General features: G+C 67.9%; 20 protein-coding genes and 2 pseudogenes. 16 read left to right on the forward strand and 6 right to left on the reverse strand.

From position 1 onward, the window contains the following. The first annotated feature begins 208 nt into the window (after positions 1–208). From ABD259_RS13430 to ABD259_RS13445, 4 genes and pseudogenes are all read left to right on the forward strand, one after another. Positions 209–538, forward strand: coding sequence for a plasmid mobilization protein (locus tag ABD259_RS13430; RefSeq protein WP_344101868.1), 330 nt, complete (start codon positions 209–211; stop codon positions 536–538). Then, entirely contained in the window at positions 535–1,020 is a 486-nt protein-coding gene (locus tag ABD259_RS13435; protein ID WP_344162607.1) for a hypothetical protein, read from the forward strand. Before ABD259_RS13430 ends, ABD259_RS13435 begins: the two co-directional genes overlap by 4 nt. Before the next feature lie 475 nt (positions 1,021–1,495). Further along, positions 1,496–1,948, forward strand: coding sequence for a hypothetical protein (locus tag ABD259_RS13440; RefSeq protein WP_344162610.1), 453 nt, complete (start codon positions 1,496–1,498; stop codon positions 1,946–1,948). 293 nt (positions 1,949–2,241) lie between these two features. Further along, positions 2,242–3,768, forward strand: a pseudogene (locus ABD259_RS13445) (IS1634 family transposase). A 281-nt stretch (positions 3,769–4,049) separates the two neighbouring features. Here ABD259_RS13445 and ABD259_RS13450 read toward each other — a convergent pair. From ABD259_RS13450 to ABD259_RS13460, 3 genes are all read right to left on the reverse strand, one after another. Continuing rightward, complete coding sequence (locus ABD259_RS13450; protein ID WP_344162613.1) at positions 4,050–4,910, reverse strand: alpha/beta hydrolase; 861 nt, start codon at positions 4,908–4,910, stop codon at positions 4,050–4,052. A gap of 253 nt (positions 4,911–5,163) precedes the next feature. After that, positions 5,164–5,997: an OmpA family protein gene (locus ABD259_RS13455; protein WP_344162616.1), complete on the reverse strand. Its 834-nt coding sequence runs from the start codon at positions 5,995–5,997 to the stop codon at positions 5,164–5,166. Positions 5,998–6,131: 134 nt separating this feature from the next. Then, positions 6,132–6,347: an AraC family ligand binding domain-containing protein gene (locus tag ABD259_RS13460; protein ID WP_344101856.1), complete on the reverse strand. Its 216-nt coding sequence runs from the start codon at positions 6,345–6,347 to the stop codon at positions 6,132–6,134. Between the two features lie 120 nt (positions 6,348–6,467). On the opposite strand from ABD259_RS13460, the pseudogene ABD259_RS13465 reads away from it, so the two are divergent. After that, positions 6,468–6,878 (forward strand): annotated as a pseudogene (locus ABD259_RS13465) (DUF2000 family protein). A 110-nt stretch (positions 6,879–6,988) separates the two neighbouring features. Next, positions 6,989–7,453, forward strand: coding sequence for a hypothetical protein (locus ABD259_RS13470; RefSeq protein WP_344101854.1), 465 nt, complete (start codon positions 6,989–6,991; stop codon positions 7,451–7,453). A 76-nt stretch (positions 7,454–7,529) separates the two neighbouring features. Here the strand turns inward: ABD259_RS13470 and ABD259_RS13475 are convergent, their stop codons facing one another. Beyond that, entirely contained in the window at positions 7,530–8,180 is a 651-nt protein-coding gene (locus tag ABD259_RS13475) for a TetR/AcrR family transcriptional regulator C-terminal domain-containing protein (protein WP_344101852.1), read from the reverse strand. A gap of 73 nt (positions 8,181–8,253) precedes the next feature. Between ABD259_RS13475 and ABD259_RS13480 the strand changes: the two genes are divergently transcribed. From ABD259_RS13480 to ABD259_RS13510, 7 genes are all read left to right on the forward strand, one after another. Beyond that, a complete protein-coding gene (locus ABD259_RS13480; RefSeq protein WP_344101850.1) occupies positions 8,254–9,657 on the forward strand; it encodes an FAD-dependent monooxygenase in 1,404 nt (467 codons plus the stop codon). Next, entirely contained in the window at positions 9,654–10,565 is a 912-nt protein-coding gene (locus ABD259_RS13485) for a GNAT family N-acetyltransferase (protein ID WP_344162619.1), read from the forward strand. The genes ABD259_RS13480 and ABD259_RS13485 overlap by 4 nt, the downstream gene beginning before the upstream one ends. After that, positions 10,526–10,717, forward strand: a complete 192-nt coding sequence (locus ABD259_RS13490; protein WP_344162622.1) for a GNAT family N-acetyltransferase — start codon at positions 10,526–10,528, stop codon at positions 10,715–10,717. Before ABD259_RS13485 ends, ABD259_RS13490 begins: the two co-directional genes overlap by 40 nt. A 289-nt stretch (positions 10,718–11,006) precedes the next feature. Further along, positions 11,007–11,645, forward strand: coding sequence for a pyridoxamine 5'-phosphate oxidase family protein (locus ABD259_RS13495; RefSeq protein WP_344162625.1), 639 nt, complete (start codon positions 11,007–11,009; stop codon positions 11,643–11,645). A gap of 560 nt (positions 11,646–12,205) precedes the next feature. Beyond that, positions 12,206–12,514: a hypothetical protein gene (locus ABD259_RS13500; RefSeq protein ID WP_344162628.1), complete on the forward strand. Its 309-nt coding sequence runs from the start codon at positions 12,206–12,208 to the stop codon at positions 12,512–12,514. 184 nt (positions 12,515–12,698) lie between these two features. Beyond that, a complete protein-coding gene (locus ABD259_RS13505; RefSeq protein WP_344162631.1) occupies positions 12,699–13,400 on the forward strand; it encodes an ABC transporter ATP-binding protein in 702 nt (233 codons plus the stop codon). A gap of 32 nt (positions 13,401–13,432) precedes the next feature. Then, positions 13,433–15,928 (forward strand): FtsX-like permease family protein, encoded by a 2,496-nt coding sequence (locus tag ABD259_RS13510; protein WP_344162634.1) that lies wholly within the window; start codon positions 13,433–13,435, stop codon positions 15,926–15,928. Between the two features lie 234 nt (positions 15,929–16,162). Here the strand turns inward: ABD259_RS13510 and ABD259_RS13515 are convergent, their stop codons facing one another. Together ABD259_RS13515 and ABD259_RS13520 are read right to left on the reverse strand one after the other, a co-directional pair. After that, entirely contained in the window at positions 16,163–17,161 is a 999-nt protein-coding gene (locus ABD259_RS13515; RefSeq protein ID WP_344162636.1) for a hypothetical protein, read from the reverse strand. A 170-nt stretch (positions 17,162–17,331) separates the two neighbouring features. Next, positions 17,332–17,628, reverse strand: a complete 297-nt coding sequence (locus tag ABD259_RS13520) for a hypothetical protein (RefSeq protein ID WP_344101829.1) — start codon at positions 17,626–17,628, stop codon at positions 17,332–17,334. Between the two features lie 410 nt (positions 17,629–18,038). Here ABD259_RS13520 and ABD259_RS13525 point away from each other — a divergent pair, with 410 nt between their 5' ends. The 3 genes from ABD259_RS13525 to ABD259_RS13535 all read left to right on the forward strand — a co-directional run bounded on the left by ABD259_RS13525 (position 18,039) and on the right by ABD259_RS13535 (position 22,547). After that, positions 18,039–18,281 carry a GntR family transcriptional regulator gene (locus ABD259_RS13525; RefSeq protein WP_344101826.1) on the forward strand — a complete coding sequence of 81 codons (243 nt, stop codon included), beginning with the start codon at positions 18,039–18,041 and terminating at the stop codon, positions 18,279–18,281. Between the two features lie 592 nt (positions 18,282–18,873). Then, positions 18,874–19,503 carry a class I SAM-dependent methyltransferase gene (locus ABD259_RS13530; protein WP_344162638.1) on the forward strand — a complete coding sequence of 210 codons (630 nt, stop codon included), beginning with the start codon at positions 18,874–18,876 and terminating at the stop codon, positions 19,501–19,503. Further along, complete coding sequence (locus tag ABD259_RS13535) at positions 19,500–22,547, forward strand: type I polyketide synthase (protein WP_344162641.1); 3,048 nt, start codon at positions 19,500–19,502, stop codon at positions 22,545–22,547. The genes ABD259_RS13530 and ABD259_RS13535 overlap by 4 nt, the downstream gene beginning before the upstream one ends. Positions 22,548–22,611: the final 64 nt, after the last annotated feature.

The following is a 22,611-nucleotide window of genomic DNA, read 5'->3' on the forward strand; positions in this document are numbered from 1 at the left end:
GGACCCCTCACTCCGCCGATCTGCCGCGGAAGGCTCCACGCGGTCACCTATCGTGCCATCCTCGACGTCGGCAGGGGGAGGCCGTTCACTTCGTCTCGTGGGGTTGGCTCGTTCGTCCTCCCCGAGTCGCGACGAGCGTCAGAGTGCCCCGGGTCCGGCTGGGCGGTAACTGCTGGACCAGTCGTAATACGCGTATTATGCTGTCGGCATGGCGAAGGTTCGGATCAGTATCAGCCTCGAACCGGACGAGGCCGAGCGGGTGAGAGTGCACGCTGAGCGTGCGGGGATGGACGTGTCGTCCTACCTGGTCAATGCCGCCGTTCGGCAGATGGCCGAGGTCGAGGCCGCCGAGGCCGAGTTCGTCGGGGTCGACGCCCTGATCGCCGATGCCGAAAAGCGGGCTGAGGCCCACCGGGCTATCGACGAGGCGGCCGATGACTCCCTGACCGCAGACGAGCACCGGGAGGTCGACGAGGCCATGCGCTTGGTGTACGGCGCAGGGGAGGCCACTTCCCGGGGCCAGGGCGAGGTCGCGTGAACGCCCGCGTCCCCGTCTACGACTCTGGGATGCTCATTGCGCTGGCCGCGCACAAGGCGAAGGCTGTCCAGATGCACCGAGGACTGGTCCGGGCGCCGCACCGCCCCATTGTTCCGGGGCCGGTCCTGGCCCAAGTGTGGCGTCCCGATCCGGCGACCGTGCACGCTATGAGCGCGGTCCTCAAGGAATGCACGGTGCCCCAGGCCCGCACGTCTCCCGCTGCTCTGCGTCCGACGAAGGCCGGGCAGGCGCAGTGCATCGCATGTGTGACACCTCCTGATACCGCTGATTGGCGGCGCATCGGTGCGGTGCTCGGGATGGCGGATCTGCCTGCGAAGAAGCGACCGGACACGGTGGACGCCCTTGTCGCCTGGACGGCGGTGAAGCACCGCAGCGCGGTGGTGTTCACGAGTGACCCAGGGGACATCACCGCCTACGTCGAGGCGATTGGCGCTGACGACGTGCACTTGGTCGCGGTGTGACACGCGAGGGATACCGACGAGGCTGGCGGAGGTGTGGTGGGCGAAGGAACTTCGGAGAGCACGCTCTCTCGTTCCCGTCCGTCAAGGAGTTGGACAACGTCACCACCGTGCTCAACGACCGGGCAAGGCGATGCGTGCGGCCCGAGACGCGGCGGAGATGCTCATCGCGGCGAACAGCAGCGCCGCCTGAGACGGTGTCTGCGGGGTCTCGGCCCCGCTGGCGGGCCGCCGATCAGTACTGGGGGCCGCAACAGCGCGCCCAGCGCCGCCGCTCCTGCGGCGGCCATGAACCTGGTGACCGGCGATGACGCGTCAGCCAGGAGGGTCCTGTACCTGCTACGCTCCGCGGCGGCCTATATGCCGCGTCGCCGCAAGACTGCTTGCTCCTGCCGGCCGCGCCGGGCGCTGCTGCGCCCGGTCCGGCTGGTGATCCACCATGGTGGGGTGAGTAGTCGCGTTAGAAAGAGTTGCAGGGATGGTGCTTGAGACGAATGCCTTGATGGCATTTATTAAGCAGGGAACGATCGAAGGGATCACTCTGGGCTGCGACTACTCCAGGATAGTCGAGGAATTCGGAGAGGCGAAGCTGTTCGCTAGCCGCAGCCCGGTGTATTGCCGATATGGTGACCTTGAACTCGGGTTCACTCAGGAGGATCGGCTCCGGCACATCGGAATTGAGGCGGCGGGAGGGGTCGCTGAGCTTCCGACTGGAATTGGCGAGACGAAGTCCATATCGATCCCCCCGTTGGATGAGTTGATCAGAATGATTGAGGTGCACGTCAGCCCGGTTGTTCTCTGTGAACCTTTCGTGGTCGGGGAAACCTGGCACCGGGTCGAGCGCTCCGGAGTTATCATCAATGGGGATGATGAAGGCGGCGTCGACGCCATTAATATGTCCGTGCTGCCTCCACGGCCCGTTGGTGGGTGATCTTTTTCGTCCTGCGCCGTCTCCAGAACGATGGCGATTGCGGTCGTGCACGCCAGTCGGGAGGCGGTGGAACACGCACTGATCAAGGGCGCCGCGTTCGACGGACGCTTGAATAGGCGTGGCGGGGTCTCTAGATTCCCAGTTCTTTACGTGCCTTGGCATAGGCGCGTCCCGCTGAGACCTGACTTGTGCCAGGTTTGGCTGTGTGGCCGAGGTGCAGGGCTGTGACCTCGGGGCTCCTGATCTAGAGATTCCGGATGTGCGCACTAAACGCTCGTCTCTAGGGTTGGGCCATGGCCGCGTATGTGCGCACGGTGAAGACCGCCTCCGGTGCGACCGCAGTGCAGATCGTGCACTCCTCACGGCGCGGATCGCGGGACATCGAGCACATCGGATCAGCCCACGACGATGTGGAACTGGAGGTCCTCAAAGCGGCCGCGCACCAGCGCATGGCCGCAGGCCAGGACGAGCTCGACCTCGGCCTCGACACAGCAGCGGGCATGACCAGCAACGCAAAAGGGCCGCTTCCGATCACGTCCTCGCGGATGGGACACCTGGCCGACGCCCTGGCCCGCGGCTATCAGGCGCTCGGCCTGGAGGCGGCCACCGGCGCAGACGAGGTCTTCAAGGCCCTGGTGCTGGCCCGGATCATCGAGCCCACCAGCAAACTCGACGCGCTACGGGTGCTGCAGGAAGCGGGGATCGACCCGCCCGCCTACCGCACCGTGCTGCGCCGGCTGCCCGTCTTCGCCGAACCCTCGTGGCGCCAGGCACTGGCGGCAGCATGCGCGAAGCACACCGGGCTGGGCCCGGCCAGCCTGGTGCTCTACGACGTCTCCACCCTGTACTTCGAGACCGACACCGGCGACGGGTTCCGCGAACCGGGGTTCTCCAAGGAGCGCCGATTGGACCCGCAGATCACCATCGGGCTGCTCACCGACGCTTCGGGCTTCCCCCTGATGGTCAACGCGTTCGAGGCCAACAAGGCCGAGACCACGACGATGCTTCCGGTGATCGAGGCGTTCATGCGAGCCCACCGTCTACCGGACGTGACCGTGGTGGCTGACGCTGGGATGATCTCCGAGGCCAACAAGCGGGCCATCGAGGCCGCAGGGCTGTCCTTCATCCTCGGGATACGGATCCCCGACGTCCCCTACGCCGTCCAAACGTGGCGCCGCGACCACCCCGACCAGCCGATCCCCGACGGCCACATCTTCACCCAGCCCTAGCCCGCCGGACCCAGCGAAAAGCGCCGCAACCAGGTCATCTACTACCAGTACCGACACGATAGGGCGCGTCGCACCCTGCGCGGCATCGATGAGCAGGTCGCCAAGGCCAAGAAGGCGGTGGCCGGAGGCGCCCCGCTGAAGCGCAACCGGTTCATCGCGCTGTCCGGCGGCTCCCGAAGTGTCAACCGGGACCTGGAGACCAAGGCGCGGGCTCTGGCCGGGATCAAGGGATATGTGACCAACCTGCAGGGCGTGAGCGCGCAGTTCGTCATCGACGCCTACCACCGGCTGTTCCAGATCGAGAAATCGTTTCGCATGTCCAAGCACGACCTACGGGCCCGGCCGATCTACCACCGCAAACGCGACTCGATCGAAGCGCACCTGACCATCGTGTTCGCCGCCCTGGCGGTCTCCCGCTGGATTGAGGCAGCCAGCGGGTGGTCGATCAGGAAGTTCGTTCGCACGGCCCGCCGCTACCGCACCATCCATATCCAGGCCGGAAAGCACACCCTGACTGCGGCCCACCCCCTACCCCGCGACCTGGGCGAGGCGCTACGGGCCATCCACGGCCACAACACACGTGCGCACTAAGTTGGCACAACTCGGGTCGTAGGAGCTTCGGCAAGCACGCTATCGCCTTCTAGCTCGCCAAGGAGCTGCACAACGTCACCACCGAGGTCGACGACGGCGTGAGCTGCACGGCCGTCGACTCCTGGAAGCTGGAGCACGCGTATCCGATGCCGGGGCCGTACATCAACAAACGTCCGGTAGTGGCGTCGGGTGCGCAGCGATCGCCTTGCAGACGGGGAGGGAACCCCCTCGTCTCATGCTGGGAGTAGGCACCCTCGGGTCTTGTCATCCAGACGCCCGATTCACCGCACGTGGTCGGCGAGGCGGACAACCGCGGCAGTCAGCTCGGGGCCGCTGAGGAGCGCGGGGTGGTTGTGGCCCGCGCCGTCGACCACGATCTCCTCGAACAGGTGGGGGGACGCGGCGGCCACCTCGCGGCTGAGGTCGGGCGGGACGATCGTGTCGCCCGTGCCGTAGACGACGGTGATCGGCGCTTCGATCCCACGGACCGAATCTGTCACCGGGTAGCGCTCCGCCAGCAGCGTTCGGACTGGCAGGAACGGGTAGTGGTGGCGCCCGACATCGGCGAGTTCGGTGAACGGCGAGCGGAGGACGAGCCCGGCCGGCGGCCGCTCCTGTGCGAGGCTGGTGACGACCGCCGCTCCCAGGCTCTCGCCGAAGTAGAGCGTGTCTTCGGGGGCGTATCCCTCCTCGGGGCCGAGCCCTTTTAGGGCGGCGGCCGCGGCGTCCGCGTCGAGCGCGAGACCGCTTTCGGAGGGACGCCCGGGGTTGCCTCCGTAGCCGCGGTAGTCGAACAGGAGAACGGACAGCCCAGCCTCTGCGAGCGCCTCGGCGAGCGGGGCGCGCACCTGTCGGTTTCCGGCGTTGCCGTTGGCTACCAGTACTGCCATCCCCCGGTCCGTTTCCCTGGCGGGGACGAACCAGGCACCCAGCTCCAGACCGTCCTCCGTCGTCAGAGTGACGTCCCGGGCGCCGTCGATGACCTCCGCTGCTGGTGGCACGTCGCCGGAGGACGGAAGGTAGATGAGCGAGCGCTGAAGTCCCCACATGAGCCCCACGTACACCAGGATGACGGCCACGGCGGCACAGGTGAAGCCAAGCGCCGGGCGCAGGCACCCACGTTTCTCCGTCCCGGAGGCCATGCCCTGCTCCTCGGGTCCCTGTTGTTGTCTGTACGCCGTGTTCCCCGGTCGGGAGGACACCTACTTCCGGTACAGGAACATCTGTCAAGGCTCATCCCCGCAGGATGCACGGGTGATGCCCGGCCGGGGCCGATGGTGCGTGTCGGCCGTGGAAACGCTCCTGGCAGGGACACGGATCGGACTGGCGACGCGAGACCGAACGACCATACCGGCCAATCGGTCCTTCGATCAGTGATTCCCGGTAAGCACTGATCTAGGCGATCGGGACGGGGACCTCGCCGAAGGGGCCCGCGTCGAGCGTGACCTCGTTGGTCTCGGGTGATGGTGCCGGGAAGAGCATGGCGAGTCGGAAGGTCTCGCCGGGGCCGAACGCGTGGGAGCGTTCGGCGATCGGGATGTACTCGTCCTCGTGGAGCATCAGAAGCGGGTAGCGGGCGATGTGCGGGTCGGACTCGAGGAGCCGGAAGCCGCTGAGAGACTCGCCGCGCCTGCTGATGTGGGTCCGTCGCGAGGGGTCGTCGCCCAGGTCGGGTGTGGCGTGGCCGCTGTCGCGGTTGGTCAGCTCGATTTCGGCGATCACGTTGGCACCGTCGCGTAGCAAGGGGTAGATCGCGAGCTCGAATTCCCCGTCCTGTTTCTTGGCGACCGGCTTTCCCGGGTCGGCGCGGTAGGACGCGGGGAGGGCGACGTGGCGCTCGGCCGCCGCGATTCCGGATCCGCTGTCCGATCCGTTGCCGTTCTTGTCATTGCGGGCGGCCGTGACCTCGTAGGACAGCTCGACGCGGCGGTTGCGCTTGTGCGCCTCCTCGTCGTTCTCGCTGCCCTCCTTCGCGACCGGCTCAGAGCTGCCCTTGCCGGTGACCTCGAAACGGCCGTGGCGATCAACTGGTCCGTCGGCCATGAGCGGATAGACCCGGCCGCCGACCGGGTCGAATAGCAGGGGCTTGGTGCTGTCGATCGAGAGACTGGACGTCGTCTCGTCCTGATTGGTGAGGGACAGATAGACCGCGATCGACTCGTCAGTGGCCTCCACCGTGCCGAGTTCGAGACGGGCCGCCACGTTGTCGCTGTCCTTGTTGAAGAGCATGACCTCCCGGGCGAATGTCTCAGGGACGTCGACCGTGGACTTCTGGTCGGTCGAGGCGTCTTCCGATTCGGCCTGATCTGCTCCGTTGAAAAGGCCGCACGAGGCTGTGGCCAGGACGAGTGGCTAGCAGGCCGTCAGGGCACCCAAGCGTCTGCACCGGCTGACCGGCTGTCCGTTATGTGGAACGTGCGGAGGGAGAGAAGTGTGACGACCTGGTCCAGCGCGCCGTGTTCATGGCAATTGAGGTCGTAGCGGATCGCCCCGTCGTCGACGATCAGCAGCGTCCATGTGCCATGGGTGTGCATGGGATAGGCGTGATCAGTGAAGTGGGCGTGGAAGACCTCTGCCATTCCGGGGCAGTTCCGGCCGCCAGGCTCGGATCCGCCCCGGATCGATCATGCAAAGATCGTACAAGAATCCGCCGGGCCGAACGCGCTTGTATGTCTTTCATGAGTTCCGTGAATGAGCCTGTGCGTTTCGATACGAAGATCGCCGTCCTGCTGCGTGACGACTTGACGGTGTGGCAGCGCCTCAATGTCACATCGTTCCTGGTGAGCGGAATCGGTCGGATGGCGCCGGAGGTGATCGGCGAGCCCTACGCGGATGCGGGCGGCACGGAGTACCTCCCCAAGTTCCGTCAGCCCGTCCTCGTCTTTGAAGGGGACAAGCAGACCCTTGTCACGTCGCACGGGCGCGCCGTCAATCGCGGCATGCGTCTGTCTGTCTGCACCTCTGATCTTTTCGCCACGAGCAACGACCGTGACAACCGGTCGGCTGTGTGAGCGGTGGGAAAGGAGAACCTCGACCTGGTGGGAATCGCTTTCTACGGGCCGCGCAACGCGGTCGACAAGGTCGTCAAGGGCGCGCACATGCACGCGTGACATCGCGAGAGGATTGGCTGTCAGCCGCTTGGAGATAGGATCACCGGACTTATACTGCGCGATGGTCCGGAAGGTGGCAGGTGGGGGAGAAGAAGCGGTACGGAAGCTTCATGGAGAGGCGTAAGCACGTTCGCTATCTCCACGCCTGTGGTGTGAGCCACGGCGACATTGTCAGGATTCAGCAGGGTGAGCTGGACGAGGCGGAGGCGATCGCCGCCGCGACCCCGCGCCGTTCTCGCATGCGGGCACCCGAGGAGCAGGCGCGCCGCAACCGGGTCTGGGGGCGGATCGCCCTTGCGGTGATGTGCGTGGGGGTGACCCTGTTCATCCCGCCGCTGGTCGTGGTGATGCTTCCGCTGTTCGTCGTCGGTTGGATCCTGATCAACAAGGTCATGCCGGTGGAGCTGGCCGAGCACGAGACCGACCGCGACTTCCGTCTTGTCTACGATGCCCAGAACCGTCTCGATGACGAGCAGATCGTCGAGCTTGAACGCGAGCGCGCGGAGTCTGACCGGAATTACCTCCGGGACTTGCAGTCCCGGATAGACGAGGGAGGTTCTCCCGACGGGCGCTAGGTAACAGAAGCGCTCTGCGGGAGTCCGGGTGCGCGGCCCGAAGCGGGTTGCACACCCGGCACGGCCGCTTTCTCGGTCAGTGGATTTTGTACCGTGCCGCGATACCGGCGATCACGAGTTCCAGCCCCTCGGCGAAGTGCCGCTCGTAGTCGTCGAAGAGCTCGGCGCCCGCAGCGGCGGACAGCGGGAAGTCGGCCATCCTCTGGGCACGCTCCCCTACATCGAAGCCTTCGCGCCGCTCGTCGGGCAGCGGCTCGACGCCCTGCTCCTCGGTGACGAAGCCGATCGTGTACACATAAGTCGTCGCACTCGCGCGCACTGCCTGGGAGAGGGTGAAGCCGGAAGCCGTGAGCAGGCGCAGGGTGTCCTCCATCTGCTCGGCGTGCTCGATGCCGGTGAAGCGTGAGCCGCTGAAGACCTTCGCGCCGTCGCGGTAGCCGCGCAGCGCCTCGCGCAGGCCGTGGTTGGACGCGCGCAGCCGCTGTTGCCAAGTGTCGGCAGGGTCGAGTGCCATCCCGTTGACCATCCGGCGGTACATCTGCGTCGCCATCTCATCCAGCAGCGCCTGCTTGTCGGTGAAGTGCCAGTACAGGGCAGGTGCTTTGACACCGAGCTCGCGGCCGATGGCACTGAGCGTCAGGCCCTCCAGGCCCACCTCGTTCAACAGGTCCAGGGCGGTGTCGGCGACCCGTTTGCGGTCGAGCGGCGCACGTCGCTTCGCATTCACGCTTGACAGCTTAACGGCGTTAAGTACATCGTCGTAGCCAACTTAACTTAATGGCATTAAGGAGCGTGGGCGCGTGGTGGCACAGGTGGAGGTACTGGTCGTGGGCGCGGGTCCCAGCGGTCTGACGCTGGGCATCGACCTCGCCCGGCGCGGGGTGGAGGCGCTCGTCGTCGAGCGGGCCGACGCGCTGTTCCCCGGCTCGCGCGGCAAGGGGATCCAGCCGCGCACCATGGAGGTCTTCGACGACCTCGGCGTCGGTGAGGCGATCCGCGCCGCCGGGGGCGCCTACCCGGTCGGGATGGTCTGGCAAAACGGGCAGCGCATGGGCGAGCACCGGATGTTCGATCCGGCCGAGGCGACAGAGGACTCGGCGTCCACCGAACCGTGGATGATGCCGCAGTGGCGTACGCAGGAGATCCTGCTGGCGCGGTTGGAAGAGCTCGGCGGGCGCATCGCCTTCGGCCGGGAGGTCGTCGGCCTGGCGCAGGACGCCGACGGGGCGACCGCGTGCTTCGCCGACGGTGCCGATGTGCGGGCCACCTATGTGGTCGCCGCCGACGGGGGCCGCTCGACGGTGCGCCGGGCGCTGGGTATCGGCATGACCGGCGAGACGGTCGACCCGAACCCGATGCTGGTGGCCGACGTCCGCATCACCGGCCTGGACCGCGGCCACTGGCATATCTTCCCACCGAGCGGGGAGGGCGAGGGCTTCATGGCGATCTGCCCGCTCGCGGGCACGGCCGACTTCCAGCTCGTGGCGCAGTTCCCCGAAGGCTCCGCGGTGGACCTGTCCCTCGACGGCGTGCGCATGTGCGTCGCCGCCCGGTCCCACATCGCGGCCGAGGACGTGACCGAGGTGCGGTGGGCCTCGGACTTCCGTCCGCGGGCGGCCCTGGCGGACCGCTTCCGCGAGGGCCGTGTCTTCCTTACCGGGGATGCGGCGCACGTCCACTCACCGGCTGGCGGCCAGGGCCTCAACACCAGTGTGCAGGACGCCTACAACCTGGGCTGGAAGCTGGGCGCCGTGCTGCGCGACGGCGCGCCCGCCGCACTCCTCGACACCTACGAGGAGGAGCGGCGCCCGATCGCCGCGGACATGCTCGGTCTGTCGACGAGCATCCACCGCGGCCAGGCCCGCCGCGGTGAGGCGACGGGCCAGCTCGGCCTGGGTTACCGGACCTCCTCTCTGGCGGTCGAAACCCGCGACATCCCGGGCCTTGTGCGGGCGGGTGACCGAGCACCGGACGGTGTGGTGGAGGGGGTGCGGTTGTTTGACGTGTTCCGAGGACCGCACTGGACCCTGTTGGAGGCGGGGACGGGCGCGACGGCAGGGTATGGGGCGGGGGTGTTCCTGATCCGCCCGGACGGTTACGTGGGCTGGGCGGGAGAGAACACGGCGGGGGTGGCCGAATACGCCGCTCGCGTGGGGGCGGAGGGCGCGCGCCGAGTCCCTTCGGTTCGAAGGACGAGCTTGTGAGTGCCTATCTCCGTCGGCGCGACGAAGCGTGGCGCGACCGGCTGACCGAAGCCGTGGAACAGCAGTCCGCTCCGCGGGACCGCATGCTGGCGGTCTTTGATGCGCTCGACGCATGGCTGTCGGGGGAGGTCGAAGGCTTCCGCGGCTGCGCGTTCGTCAACGCCGTGGCCGAGAGCCCCACGCCTGACCACACCCCCCATGAGGGCCAGGCCAGCGGTGGCGGCGCCCAGGGCCAGCATGGCGCCGGACCAGGACCGGCCGAGCCCCGACCGCGCGGCGATGAGTGGCGGGAAGTAGAACCGCAACGCGTTGTCGATGCCCTTGAGGAAGGGTACTTTTTCCCCGTCGTCATGACCCCCGTAGCGGTCCAGGGCAGGGGAACCGAGGGGCCGGTTGGCCATTATCGGATATGCCGTGCCGTCGACGGGATCGATGAGGGTGGGGACGGTGGTGTCATGAGCGGCCATTGCCCCTCCCAGCAGGCGGAATCAAGAACTGAGTCGGCCGACGAAGTGGCCCCCGGCCGCCGCCCGTATGCTGCGGGAGCGGCTGTCGCGCTGAGGAAACTGCGCCAGGATGAAGCCGTGGATGACATCGCTTGCCGCCCCGCCCAGCCCCATGAGTTAGCTGCTGTCGCCGAGTTGCGCTGGCGGTGGGTGCACGAGGTTTACGGAACACCCGACGCCACGTTGGACGAGTTTGTGCCTCGATTCGTGGAATGGGCCCGGGAGGCAGAGTCGTCGCATCGGTGCATGGTGATGGTTCGTGACAATTCGGTCATTGGCATGGCCTGGTTGGCGATCACGCAGCGCGTCCCTCATCCCCGGCGTTCAAGCGGATGTCGGGTGACGTGCAGTGTGTGTACGTCGTGCCGGACGAGCGTGACCGCGGCCTGGGCGGCGAGCTGATCGACGCGGTCTTGTCGTGGGCGCGTGATCTGGGCTTGGAGCGAGTGACCGTCCACTCCAGCGACCGGGCGGTCTCGGCGTACGCTCGGCACGGGTTCGAAGTCTCCCCGCAGCTGCTTCAGGTCGAGGTCGTACGGGGCCGTGCGGGGTGAGTCTTGTTCACGCCGATGCCCGAGGCGAGTCGCTGGCCGGATCGGCGCAGTTCCGGGTGGACTTCTCCACGTGCCTTACAGGCCTCTCCGACGCTCTGTCTGCTGACGCCATCGATTCGGCCGTGTATCTCGCGCGTCCCGGTGCACGTCCGGCAATGGTCGGCCCGGCCGGGGCCACCCCCGTACCGGCTCGGCTGAGTCAAGGGGTCACACTGGCATGGAACCGCGAGCGGCCCCGGCCGCCACTGCCGCGCGGCGGGCCGGAGGAAGGACGAGGAGTGATGACGGGATGAGCCGGTTTGCGCGCCTGGCGTTCACGGACACGGTGCGCCGGCTGCAGCAGAACGAGGGCACCCGCCCCGCCCACTGGAAAAACCTCGGCGAGGCCGTGGGCCGGGAACGCGACCCGTTGGGCGAGCGCGAGACTGACTTCATCACGGGACGGGACGGTTTCTACCTCGCCAGCGTGGGCGAGACCGGCTGGCCCTACATCCAGTTCCGCGGCGGCCCGCCCGGGTTCGTGCACGTCCTTGACCCGTTGACGCTGGCCTACGCCGACGTTCGCGGGAACCGGCAGTACATCACCAACGGTAACCTCAAGACCGACAGCCGCGTGGCGCTGTTCTTCATGGACTACGCCCACCAGTCCCGGCTCAAGCTGCTTGGCCGCGCCCACACGCGCAACCTTGATGAGGACCGTGACCTGGTTGAGCGGGTGAGCTCATCCCGCACGGCCGGCCGCGTGGAGCGGGTCATGGTGATCGACCTCGAAGGCTACGACTGGAACTGTCCGAAGCACATTCCCCGCCGCCACTCGGACGCTGAACTCGCGCCGACGTACGAACGGCTCCATGCGCTGGAGACCGAAAACGCGATCCTGCGCAAGCGCCTCGCGGAACTCGGGGCGGACACCGACCCTCCGGTGTGATGGACGAATTCCCCCATCTGGACTTCCGGAGCTCTTGGGGCTGCCCAGACTCTGACGCGATAACATAGGGACGGACTTTCCCGCTGTAGCCCTACGCCCATTGGGGGCCGCTGGTTCCTTGGAACCAGTGGTCCCCTTTCTCCGGGTTGTTGGCCGCCGCCTTGACCGTAGGCTTTGGAACCCCCTCGTCTTCGATGACGTGACACCTGTCATCGAAGCTCGTGCACCAGGACGCGGGCGTCCGCGGTTGCCCACGCGCCCGGCGTCGCCGCGCGCCCGTTAGCGAATTCGCCGAATGAAGATCTTGAGGCGTCTTCTAGCGAAGAGAATGTCGTAGCGCAACCCCCGTTCCGCGGTGCTGGCCGCATCCGGACACTATCCGAACGTTGAATTTGTTCGTCAACTCGGTGAGCTGCATTTTTTCCGATGAAGATCGGTGAAGATCCTGTGGCCTGTCTTCTTTGTCTTCTTTGTCTTCTGTGGCCAGGGTTGTGATCTTTTTTATCTCGTTCCTACAGTGTTCGTTCTGCAGTAGCCGGAGCGATGCAAGGAGTGAGCCAATGCAGTTCAGCAGAATTTTTGGGAGAACGGTCGCTCTGAGTTTCCTGGCGGCGGGCACCGCGGCCGTGATGGCGGCTCCCGCTGGGGCCGAGGCGGCGGATACGACGTTGCAGCTCAGCTGCGCCAAGGGAGTCAGTAATGGCGTCGCCTATGCCTCCTGCGCCGGGCACTCGGGCGAGGAATGGCGGCTGCGCGCTGACTGCCCGTGGCAACCCGATAGATATTCGGCCTGGCAGCGCGGTGACGGTAACGTCAGCGTCGGATGCTTTGCCGGTGATGCCCGAGCAGCGATAATCGAGTACCGGTAAACTGAGCTGTTTTCCTTGGTTTCGCTTCGGGCGGCGAGGAAAAAATGATCCTGACCCGGCCGTGGTGAACAAGGAAAAGGAAGCAGCGCAGTGGACAAGGGCCGTCGCAGCAGCTCTCGGCTGCAGCGGCGGCCCATTCGCTCACTCTCGGCGCGTGGGGGTGAAGTAGACGCCAGGTGAAACGGTGGACATCGAGAACACGACACCAGCGCTGGTTCTGGAGTCGGTTGTGAAGGAACACGCTGCGGGCCCGAGCCGGGTCGCGGCCGTGCGGGACGCTTCTCTCCATATTGCGCGCGGGGAGATCGTGGTGGTCTGTGGCGAAAGCGGGGCTGGCAAGTCCAGCCTGCTGCAGGTCGCCGGGTGCCTGCAGTCCCCCACCCGCGGCGCTGTCTATGTCGACGGTTGCGACGTCGCCGGACTGGGCGTCAACGGCTCCGCTGACCTGCGAAGGCGCCGGATCGGATTCGTCTTCCAGGAATACAACCTGATGAGCGCGCTCACCGCGCGGGAGAACGTCGCGCTGCCGCTGGAGCTCGACGGAGTCCGCCGTGCCGACCGACAGGCGCACGCGGCGCTGCAGGAGGTCGGTATCGCCGACTTGGCCGGGCGCTTCCCGGAGGAGATGTCGGGCGGTCAGCGTCAGCGGGTGGCGATCGCGCGTGCCCTGATCGGACCGCGTCGGCTGGTCATCGCGGATGAGCCCACGGGAGCGCTGGACTCGGCGTCTTCGCGGGTGGTCCGCGAGACGCTGGTCGAGCGCGCACGTCAGCACGGTGCCGGTGTGCTGGTGGGCACCCACGATCGGGAGTGGCTGAGTGTGGCTGACCGGGTTCTGGAAATGAGCGATGGCGTGCTCAGCCACGCCACGCGGGGGCCCGAGTGAGAGGCCGTCTGACCCTGCTTCTGGCCTGGCGCATGCTCAGGAGTGACGGCAGGCGCACGCTGTTGGGTGCGGCGCTGATCGCGCTTCCGGTGGCTGTGGCCGCATTGGTGCAGGTCCTCTACAGCACTGGCATCCCCAGCCCTGGGGAGGAAAAGGTTGAGGCGATGGGCTCAGCCCGGGCGCTGATCCACGCTGCCTCGGACGCGGCCTCGACCGCGCGGCTGCGCGAGGCTCTGCCGCAGCAGGCACGCGTCGTTGAGGCGTCGACCGGCCGTGTCATGGTGCGCACGCGTAGCGGGACGGTCTCCACCTCGGTGATGCTGCTGGACGCGTCGGACCCGCTCACGCGCGGCATGCTCGACGTGATCGAGGGCAGTCCTCCCGACTCCAGCGGCGACGTGCTGGTCAGCCGACACTTCAGCCGCCTCCGGGAAGTGGAGGTGGGCGACGATATCAGCACCAGCACGGGCGCGACGTTCACCGTCACAGGGCTGGCGCGCGATCCCGCCGACTATGACCGCGACTTCCTCGTGGGTCTGCCGTCTGATCCGGATCTGGCACCTTTTCGCCAGAGCAACGGGCCGTGGTTGGTGGCGGGCCTGCCAACGACGATGACCGAGCCGGACCTCACCGAGCTGCTCGGCCCGCACGGATTCTCCGTGGACCACCGCACGCCCGGGCCTACTCCGGGAGCGCCGCCCGCAGCTGAGGACACTACCCGTGACGACGACCGAGCGGTGCTGCTCTTCACCGCGTTGGGGTTGGGCGAGGTCGGGCTGCTGGCTGCGGCGGTGTTCACCCTTGCCGCCCAGCGTCGCCGACGTGACCTGGGCCTGTTGGCCGCGGTCGGAGCCCGCCCGGCCTTCTTGCGGCGGGTGGTGGTGACCCATGGCCTCCTCGTGGCCGCCACCGGGGCCGCCAGCGGGGCAGGTCTGGGCGTTGTAGCGGCTCTGGCGAGCCAGCCGGCCGGCGAAGCGCTGACGGGCCGCTCGTGGGGGCCACCCGTTATCCGTGTCGACCAGCTCGCCTGGATCGTGGCGCTGGCCCTGCTGGCCGGACTGTGCGCCGCGTGGCTGCCTGCCCGTTCCGCAGCGCGCCAGGACCCAACAGCGGCGCTGCGGGAAACCGGTCGCCCACGGGGCGCCTCCGTGGCGCCTCAGTGGCGGGCCTGGCTATGGCCGTCTCTGGCCGTGATCGGGTTGGCACTGGTGGTCGGTGGCGCCGCCGCGAAAGCCGTTGGACTGGTCGGCGGGGGCGCCGTCGCCTACACCATTGGCCTGTTGGGCTCCTGCGGTCTGCTGATGCGCGCCCTGGCGGGATTCGCCGCGCGTCTGCCGGTGTGGGCGCGTGTGGCGCTGCGGGGGGTCGCCCGCACGCCCGCCCGGTCGCTTCCCCTGGTCGTTGCGATCTGCGCGGCCACGGCCGCAGCGGCAGCGGCCGGAACCTTCATCCACAGCGCGGACGAGCACAAGGCCCGCTCTTACACGCCCGAGATCCCCCCTGGTCAGGCCATGGTGGAGGGGCTTCCAACCGGACGCGACTCCCCGCTGCGACAGGTGGCCCATGCGCTTGGCGGTGGGCAGATCATCCCCATCACCTATGCCGCCCAGTCCGGCGAAGATCAGGAGGCGCGCCTCCTCTTGGACAATCCCTCCTGGCGGTGCGCCCGCAGCCAGAGCATTGACCATCCAGTTGACCGTGCAAAGGACTGTGGGTCGGAGTTGGGCGCGGGCATCACCCCCACCGAGTACGTGATGGTCGCTGACGAGGAGCTGCTCGCCGCCCGCTTCGCCGATGAAGCCAACCGCGCACGAGCGGAGCGCGCCCTTAAGGACGGCCTCGTTGTCCTGTTCGATCCTGCCCTTCAGCGCAGTCCCGGCCGCGCGGCGCTGCGTGCGCCCGCCCCCGCGCGGGAGCGGGACGGCAGCGTTGAGCTGAAGGCGGAGGTCATCGTGCCCGAGCAGCCCGCCAAACGGCTGCCCCCTGCCCTTATATCGCGATCCACTCTGGCCGAACACGGTCTCGTTTCCACCTCACCGGCCTCGGCCCTTATAGTCCCCGAACGCCGACCCACACCGGACCAGATCGACGCCGCCCGCACCGCGACGGCCCGGTACCTGGGAGGAGACGCCACCTTCTATATCGAACGCGGCTACCACGTACGCTCCCTGGACTACGTGCTCTGGCTGTTCATGGCGCTGGGCGCCGCCACTGCCGTGGGGACCACCGCCATCGCCGGCGCTTTGTCCGCGTCCGAGAACGACCGCGACGATGCGATTACCGTCGCGGTGGGCGCCCGTCCCCGCACCATCGCCGCTATGTCAGCGACACGATTGGTCGCTTTGGCGTCGCCAGCGACGCTCCTGGGCCTGCTCGGGGGCAGTATGCCTATGGTTGCGGCCCTGCACGTGTGGGGAACGTGGCCTCCCGCGGTGCCCTGGGGACCGCTGGTGGCGGTGGTTGCGGCGGTCATCGTCGCCGCCTGGCTCACCGGCCACGGCATACGACGTGGTCGACCGAAATGGTGACGGCGGTAGGGGCGCGGTGTTGGGGAACGGAGGACGGAGACTATGGAGAGGTCGACCGCGAGTTTCCCCATCGGCTCGGCGAGGTAGTACGACACTCCCGGGGGACCGGTCCAGGTGAGCCTGACCCCTGGGGCACGTGACCTGACCACAGGTTTCGTTCCGGCGGGACACAGCCGAGATGAGCCACGTATGCCGAAGTTCACGGAGTGAGCGGAACCAGGGCCAAATCCATTCTCAGATCCCGAGTTCGCGGCGGGCCTTGGCGTAGGCGCGTCCGGCGGAGACGCGGGCGAGGCCCCACGGGAGGTAGGGGGAGACCCTTCGGCCGGCATGCTTCAGGAGTTCCCGGGCACGGTGGGCGTCGCCCGCGTAGTAGGCGGCTGCCCCGAAGAGGTGGGCGGCGTCAGCCGAGTGCGGGTGCGGTTGCGCGGCGACCAACCACCGGTCGGCGGCGTCGGCGATCTCCGCTGCCACGCCTGGGCTGGAGATGCATTTACGGACAAAGGACAGAGAGTCCTCGTCAGATTCGGTGTCGTCCAGTAGATCGGCGATGACTTCGAAGTGCGCGAGGGGAAGAAGGGCCGCGCGCGGGTCCCCTGCCTGGCATGAGCTCGCGACTTCTCGTGCGAAGGCGAGAACCTCTTCATTCGATCCCTGCCATTTATTACAGAGAACCTGGGCGCGGGAGAAGTGGCCGGCGCAAGTCCGTGGTGCGCGTGCGCACAACTGGTCCCAGATGTTGTCGAGTTCCGACCGGTCCAGCTGCATCCCGAGCCCGAACCACTGCAGACAATCCCACGGGACCGGATCATTCGGCCGAAGCTCCGCGGCGCGGAGAAGGGGTTCGGGCGCAGTCGATAGACCTTCCCAGAACTTCTCGAACTGCTCGCTGCTGACGTAGCGGGCCCGAGCGGCGCCGCGAATGTTCCATGCGGCCCGGATGCGTGCGGAGCCTAGCCAGAGCAGGCCATCGGCGTCGTCGCCTGCAAGTTTTTCGATGGAGTCGAGGCGAGCGGCTGCCTCTCGCGAGAGGACGTCGATCCGCAGCGCCCTGAGGTCCCAGTTTTCGCCAGCAGCCTTAACCAGGTCCAGGCCGGGCGTCAGTCGTCCCGCGCGGATATCGGGGAGGATTCGTTCCAGCTCCGGGTCCTCCCAGACATCCCAAACGACCTCCATTCCTGATGTCTTGTCCATGATGGAGACGACGATGTCGACAAGTCTGTTGATGAGCACTGCATAGTTATATCGCGGCAGATGGGGTGGATTGTATTCGAAAGGTTGAATGGCGTGCGAAGTGATGAGTATCGCATTCGGATGAATGGCTGAGGGGTGGGGCGTGCCCCCTGAGGGGCTGGAACCCGCCGATTCCGTGGTCGGCGGGTGCGCGGGGGCACTGAGTTCGGTCAGGTCATGGGCGGGGTGTTGTCCCGGTAGGCGCCATCGCCGATCTGGTCGAGGCGTTCGGTCGACCAGGAGGTCGACAGCAGGGAGATGCGGCGCCCGATGCGCGGGGGCGGGTTCTCCAGCTCGTGAACGAATTTCTCGACGTCGTCGTGCATGACGGTGGGAGCGCGGTCGGTGTCGGGGTCGGTGGCCACCGCGATCCACAGATGGGCGGTGCGGCGGATCGTCCAGGCGTCCGCGTAGTGGCGCCGCAGAAGCCACAGCATCAGGTCCCGCGCGCCTTTTTCGTCGTTCACCGCTCTGCCCCCGCCTCTGCTGCGAGGAGGTCGTAGGCGAGTCGAGGCGCATGGGTCACGGGAGTGGGTGCCAGCCCCATGCGCTGGCGGTTCCACGCGACCATCGCATAGTGGCGCACCGCGCGCGCCGACCGGGCAGGGCGGGAGAGAGGCCGTGCGGGGCGCAGCACGGGCAGATAGGGGCGCGTGCGCGTGGTCGAGCGTGGGCGTTGCCGACGAGTGGTAGGTGGCAGAATCGGGTTCGTCATCAGTCCTCCAGCGACTGAGGCCGTGCCCCGGGGGTGTGACCGCACCCGCCGGGGTCTGTTGTGTGATTCGCTTCCCAGGCTACGGCGGTCTATATCCCTCTGTATAGGAGTGCAGAGGGATCCGTTGGGATGCGCAGGTCAGAGGCCTTCTATGTTGAGGCCGTGAGTGGTACAGAAGAGCTGAAGCACGAGAGCGCAACGCCGCTGTACATGCAGTTGGCGAACATCATCGCGGCCAAGATCGCTTCAGGTGAGTTGCAGCCGGACCGGCCGATCCCCGCGGAGACACGTCTCGCGGAGCAGTACGGCATCGCGCGTCTCACTGCGCGACGGGCCGTCCGAGAACTACAGGAACGGGGGCTGGTGGTCACTGTTCCAGGCAAGGGCACCTACGTCGCCGAGTAGGCGGGCCATACCTGAAATCGCTGTTCCGGGTGGCGGTTGGCAGCCACGATTCGGAGCGGCTTGTCAGCGTCCGGTGGTGCCAGTCGCAGTCTCGTATGCCCGTGGAAGCCGCCAGCGTGGCTGGGGCCATACATGTGTGGTCGTGGGGCTCTATTTCGGATGCGCCGATTTTGTTGATAGTGGTCGGCCTATTCGTGGCCACCGGGGCGGCGTTTCATGTTTCGTAACCTAGTGATCGTCACTTTGGGTAATGGGATGATCGGTTCTTCAGTGAAGGTGTGTCACGTCCGGACGGCGTGAGGGTTCGCATCACCAGCGGAATGTATGTGGCTCGGCTGCCGTGTACGTGGAGGCTTCGCGGTGGGTGCGTGGGGGCTGACGACCCTGCGTGTTATGGCGACATAGATCACATTGAGCCCCCTCGGATTAGTGGGCGGGTCAGCGCAACCATGCCTTTTGCGAGATTCGTTCAATCTCGCCCCTCCGTCCCGGGGCTGGCTGTTCCCTGATCACGAACCGGAGCATTTCTATGGTCCGAAGCACGTCCTCCGCCGGCGACCAACCCACCGCTGTCGTTTACACCGACCGTTGGATGCGCCGATACGACTTCCTCGTCTGCACCCTCTCGACTCGGCTGGTCTGGGGCTGCCCCGAACCCCTGCTGGTGGACTTCTACCGACATAACCTGAGGGAGCGGCACCTCGACATCGGGGTCGGCACCGGCAAGTTGCTGGATGTGGCGGGAGCTCCCTCTGGTCGGGATGACTTCGAAGCGCTGCACCTGCTCGACGTCAATGCCGTCCCGCTGGCGATGACCGCCGACCGGCTGCGCCGGTTCTCCCCGATCACCCACCAGGTCGACGCCCTGGGCACCTGGCCGCTGGAGGACAACAGCCTCACTTCGCTGGGTGCCTCGCTGATGATGCACACCCTGCCCGACGAGGGGCGTGGCCTCGCCGGAAAGACCGGCATGTTCGACCAGGCCGCCCGGGTCCTGGAGCCCGGAGGCCGGCTCTTCGGTTCCACTGTCGTTACCGACGCGGCGTTCGCCCGCCGCTGGCCGCCGGCCCGACTGCTGATTTCCGCCTACAACCGGCGAGGATTCTTCACCAATTCCCGCGATACCACGCGGGACCTACGCGCCGAGCTCGAAGCGCGCTTCATCAATGTGCGCGTGCGGGTACGGGGGTGCGTGGCGATGTGGGAAGCGGACGCCCGATGAGCGCGCCGACGAACGGTAGCGGCGTCGCGGTAGCGGTCACCGGCATGTCCTGCCGTCTGCCTGGCGGCATCAGCACCCCCGGAGAGCTGTGGGACGCGCTCGTCTCCGGGCACGACCTCGTCACCGACACGCCCGCCCCCGACGAGCAGCGATCGCCGTCCCTCTTCCCTGCCGGGCTCCTCGACCACGATGACTTCCACGGCTTCGACAGCGATCACTTCGGCCTGTCCTCCGCCGAGGTCGATCTCATGGACCCCCAGCAGAAGTGGCTGTGCGAGCTGGTCGACGAAGCGCTGCAGGACGCCGGGGTCGCCCCGGCCTCGCTGCGTGGCACCAACACGGGTGTCTGGGTCGGTTCGGCCGCCATCGACCAGGCCATCCTGGGGATGGGACCTGGCTACGGGACGGTCCTCAACACGCTGGGGGCGGTCCCCAGCGTTCTGGCCAGCCGGATCTCCTACCACTTCGACCTGCGCGGTCCGTCTTTGACCATCGATACCGCCTGCTCGGCGAGCCTCGTCGCCGTCCACACCGCGATGACCTCCCTGCGGGCAGGCGAGGTCGACATGGCGATTGTGGGCGGGGCCAGTGTGATGCTGACCGACAGCAACACCCTCGCCTTCCGCGCGTCGGGGATGCTCGGTTCCGAAGGACGCTGCCGCCCGTTCGATGCCGACGCCGACGGCTTCGTGCGCGCCGAAGGAGCCGCGGTCGTGGTGCTACAGCGCGTCGACGACGCCCGTGCCTCCGGCGCCCCGATACGGGCGGTATCCGTGGGCAGCGGCGTGAACTCCGACGGGTGCAGCCGCGTCGGTATCGTCCGCCCCAGCCCACAAGGCCAGAGCGACTTGCTGCGCCGGGTCTACGAGCGCGCCGGGGTCGACCCGGCGGCCGTCGACTACGTCCAGGCCCACGGCACCGGCACGCGCGACGGTGACAGCGTCGAGGTGCAGTCCCTTGGAGACGTCCTCGGCCGGGCGCCGGGCCGCAAACGGCCGCTGCTGCTGGGCGCGGTGAAGGCCAACCTCGGCCACGCCGAGGGTGCGGCCGGAATCGTCGGCCTCATCTCCACCGTCCTCGCCCAGCAGCACGGCACCATCCCACCGGTCATCCACCACGCCCAGCCCCGCGAGGGCCTGGTCGAGAACGGACTTGAGGTGCCCACGCGTCCGCGGCCCTGGCCGATGAGCGAAAGGCGGCTGGCGGGGGTGGGGTCCTACGGGTTCGGCGGGACCAACGCGCACGTCATCCTCGAACCACCGGTGCCCGTGATCGGCACTTCCCGGACGCGACGCCGGACCGCTGTTGCCAGCGCGGGCGGAACCACCGGCGCCAGTACCGCGACCGCCGACTCCGCCGGAACCGCGACCGCCCAGCTGGTGCCGGTCTCCGCGTCGACCCCCGTCGCGCTGGCCGGGACCGCCCGGCGCTGGGCGGCGCACATCCGGCCCGACCACGACCTGCGCGCGATCGCCGCCACGGCCGCGCACCGCCGCGACCACCACCGCCACCGTGCCGCGGTCGTCGCCGACACCCCCGACCTGGCGCGCGAGGCCTTGGAGGCACTGTCACGGGGCCAGGAGCATCCCGCCCTCATCGGACCGCGTTCCACCCATCCCATCGAGAACGTCGTTTTCGTGTTCTCCGGGTACGGAGCACAATGGGCTCGGATGGGGGAACGTCTCGCGGCGACCGAGCCCGCCTTCGCCGCCGCCCGCGACGAGGCCAACGAGGCGATCGCCGACCACATGCACCGCGCACCGTGGACACCTGGCGAACCCCTGCGGGGAATCGACACCATCCAGCCCGCTCTCTTCGCCGCGCAGGTCGGCCTGGCCGCGCTGTGGCGGGCATGGGGCATCGAGCCCGACACCGTGGTCGGGCACTCACTGGGCGAAGCCGCCGCGTCCCACACGGCGGGAGCTCTCAGCCTCGACGACACAGCTCGCTTGGTGGTCGAACGCTCCAAGTTGCTGGCCCCCGCCGTCACCGACGGCGGGCTGATGGCCACCGACCTCGACCCCGAGACCGCCGAAAGGGTAGCCGCCCAGGTCGGGGCCACCGTGGCCGCTTACAACGGTCCCCGAGCCACCGTCCTCGCCGGGCCTCCCGAGGCCGTAACCGACCTGCACGCCCAGCTGACGGCCAGCGGTGCCCACGCGCGCGTCCTCGACGACGCGCCCGCCGGCCACAGTCCCCTCATCGCCCACTCCACCCCTCGGTTGGAAGCGGCCCTCACCGGCCTACGGCCGCAGGCCGCCCAAATCGCCATGTGGTCCACCGCCACCGGTGCTCCCATCGACGGCACGGACCTCGACGCCGCCTACTGGGGCGACCAGCTGCGCGCCCCAGTTCTCCTGCACCCCACGGTCGCGGCCCTGGCCGCCGAAGGCCGGTGCCTGTTCGTCGAGATCTCCCCGCGTCCGGTGCTGGCGGCCGCCCTCACCGACACCCTCGTCCGTGTACCCGGCTACGATCCGGCCGACGCCCCCGTCGTGGCGGCGACGCGCCCCGCCGCCAACGTGCCCCGAGACGAGCACGCCGAACTGCTGCGCGCTGTGGCCGCGGCCGCTACGCACGGCCGCGTGCCCGCCTGGCCCGCCCCCGTGGGCCTTGACGCGCTCGACCTACCGCCGCGTTGCTGGGCCCGCCCCGACGCCGAGCACGACGACACGTACAGCCGGGCCGTGGCCGCCGTCACGGACGCCGCCACCGACGAGGACCGGGACGAGGCCGCCGCTCGCCTGCTGCTCGGCACCGTCGCTGTTCTCATCGGGCGCCCCGAGCAGGAGCTCGCATTCGACGCTCCGCTCTATGAACTGGGGGTGGGCTCCCTTGACGTGTATCGGCTGAGAGCCCGGATCCGCGCCATCACCGGCACCGACGCCCCTGTCGTCCCGGACACCACCCTTGCCGACCTGGTCGGGGTCCTCACCGCGTGGGCCGTCGGTCAGCCGGGCCCCCGGACCGCGGATCCCGTGGAGGATCGAGCGGACGACCGAACCGACCACCGAACCACCAAGCGCAGCCGTGTCCCCGGGTGAGGCACCACCATGGACTCGCCCCGGAACGCCCTCTTCGGGGTCGGGGCGAGCCTATGGGACGATA

The sequence above is a fragment of the Nocardiopsis rhodophaea genome (assembly GCF_039530945.1).
GTDB lineage: Bacteria > Actinomycetota > Actinomycetes > Streptosporangiales > Streptosporangiaceae > Nocardiopsis_C > Nocardiopsis_C rhodophaea.

What these genes read in the sequence shown, in the direction of transcription:
- ABD259_RS13530 (WP_344162638.1), top strand. Translation starts at nt 18,874, where the DNA reads ATGCGCCGATACGACTTCCTCGTCTGCACCCTCTCGACTCGGCTGGTC.
- ABD259_RS13535 (WP_344162641.1), top strand. Translation starts at nt 19,500, where the DNA reads ATGAGCGCGCCGACGAACGGTAGCGGCGTCGCGGTAGCGGTCACCGGC.
- ABD259_RS13450 (WP_344162613.1), bottom strand. Translation starts at nt 4,910, where the DNA reads ATGGCCTCCGGGACGGAGAAACGTGGGTGCCTGCGCCCGGCGCTTGGC.
- ABD259_RS13510 (WP_344162634.1), top strand. Translation starts at nt 13,433, where the DNA reads ATGCTCAGGAGTGACGGCAGGCGCACGCTGTTGGGTGCGGCGCTGATC.
- ABD259_RS13495 (WP_344162625.1), top strand. Translation starts at nt 11,007, where the DNA reads ATGAGCCGGTTTGCGCGCCTGGCGTTCACGGACACGGTGCGCCGGCTG.
- ABD259_RS13455 (WP_344162616.1), bottom strand. Translation starts at nt 5,997, where the DNA reads ATGCTCTTCAACAAGGACAGCGACAACGTGGCGGCCCGTCTCGAACTC.
- ABD259_RS13430 (WP_344101868.1), top strand. Translation starts at nt 209, where the DNA reads ATGGCGAAGGTTCGGATCAGTATCAGCCTCGAACCGGACGAGGCCGAG.
- ABD259_RS13470 (WP_344101854.1), top strand. Translation starts at nt 6,989, where the DNA reads ATGGAGAGGCGTAAGCACGTTCGCTATCTCCACGCCTGTGGTGTGAGC.
- ABD259_RS13440 (WP_344162610.1), top strand. Translation starts at nt 1,496, where the DNA reads ATGGTGCTTGAGACGAATGCCTTGATGGCATTTATTAAGCAGGGAACG.
- ABD259_RS13500 (WP_344162628.1), top strand. Translation starts at nt 12,206, where the DNA reads ATGCAGTTCAGCAGAATTTTTGGGAGAACGGTCGCTCTGAGTTTCCTG.
- ABD259_RS13460 (WP_344101856.1), bottom strand. Translation starts at nt 6,347, where the DNA reads ATGGCAGAGGTCTTCCACGCCCACTTCACTGATCACGCCTATCCCATG.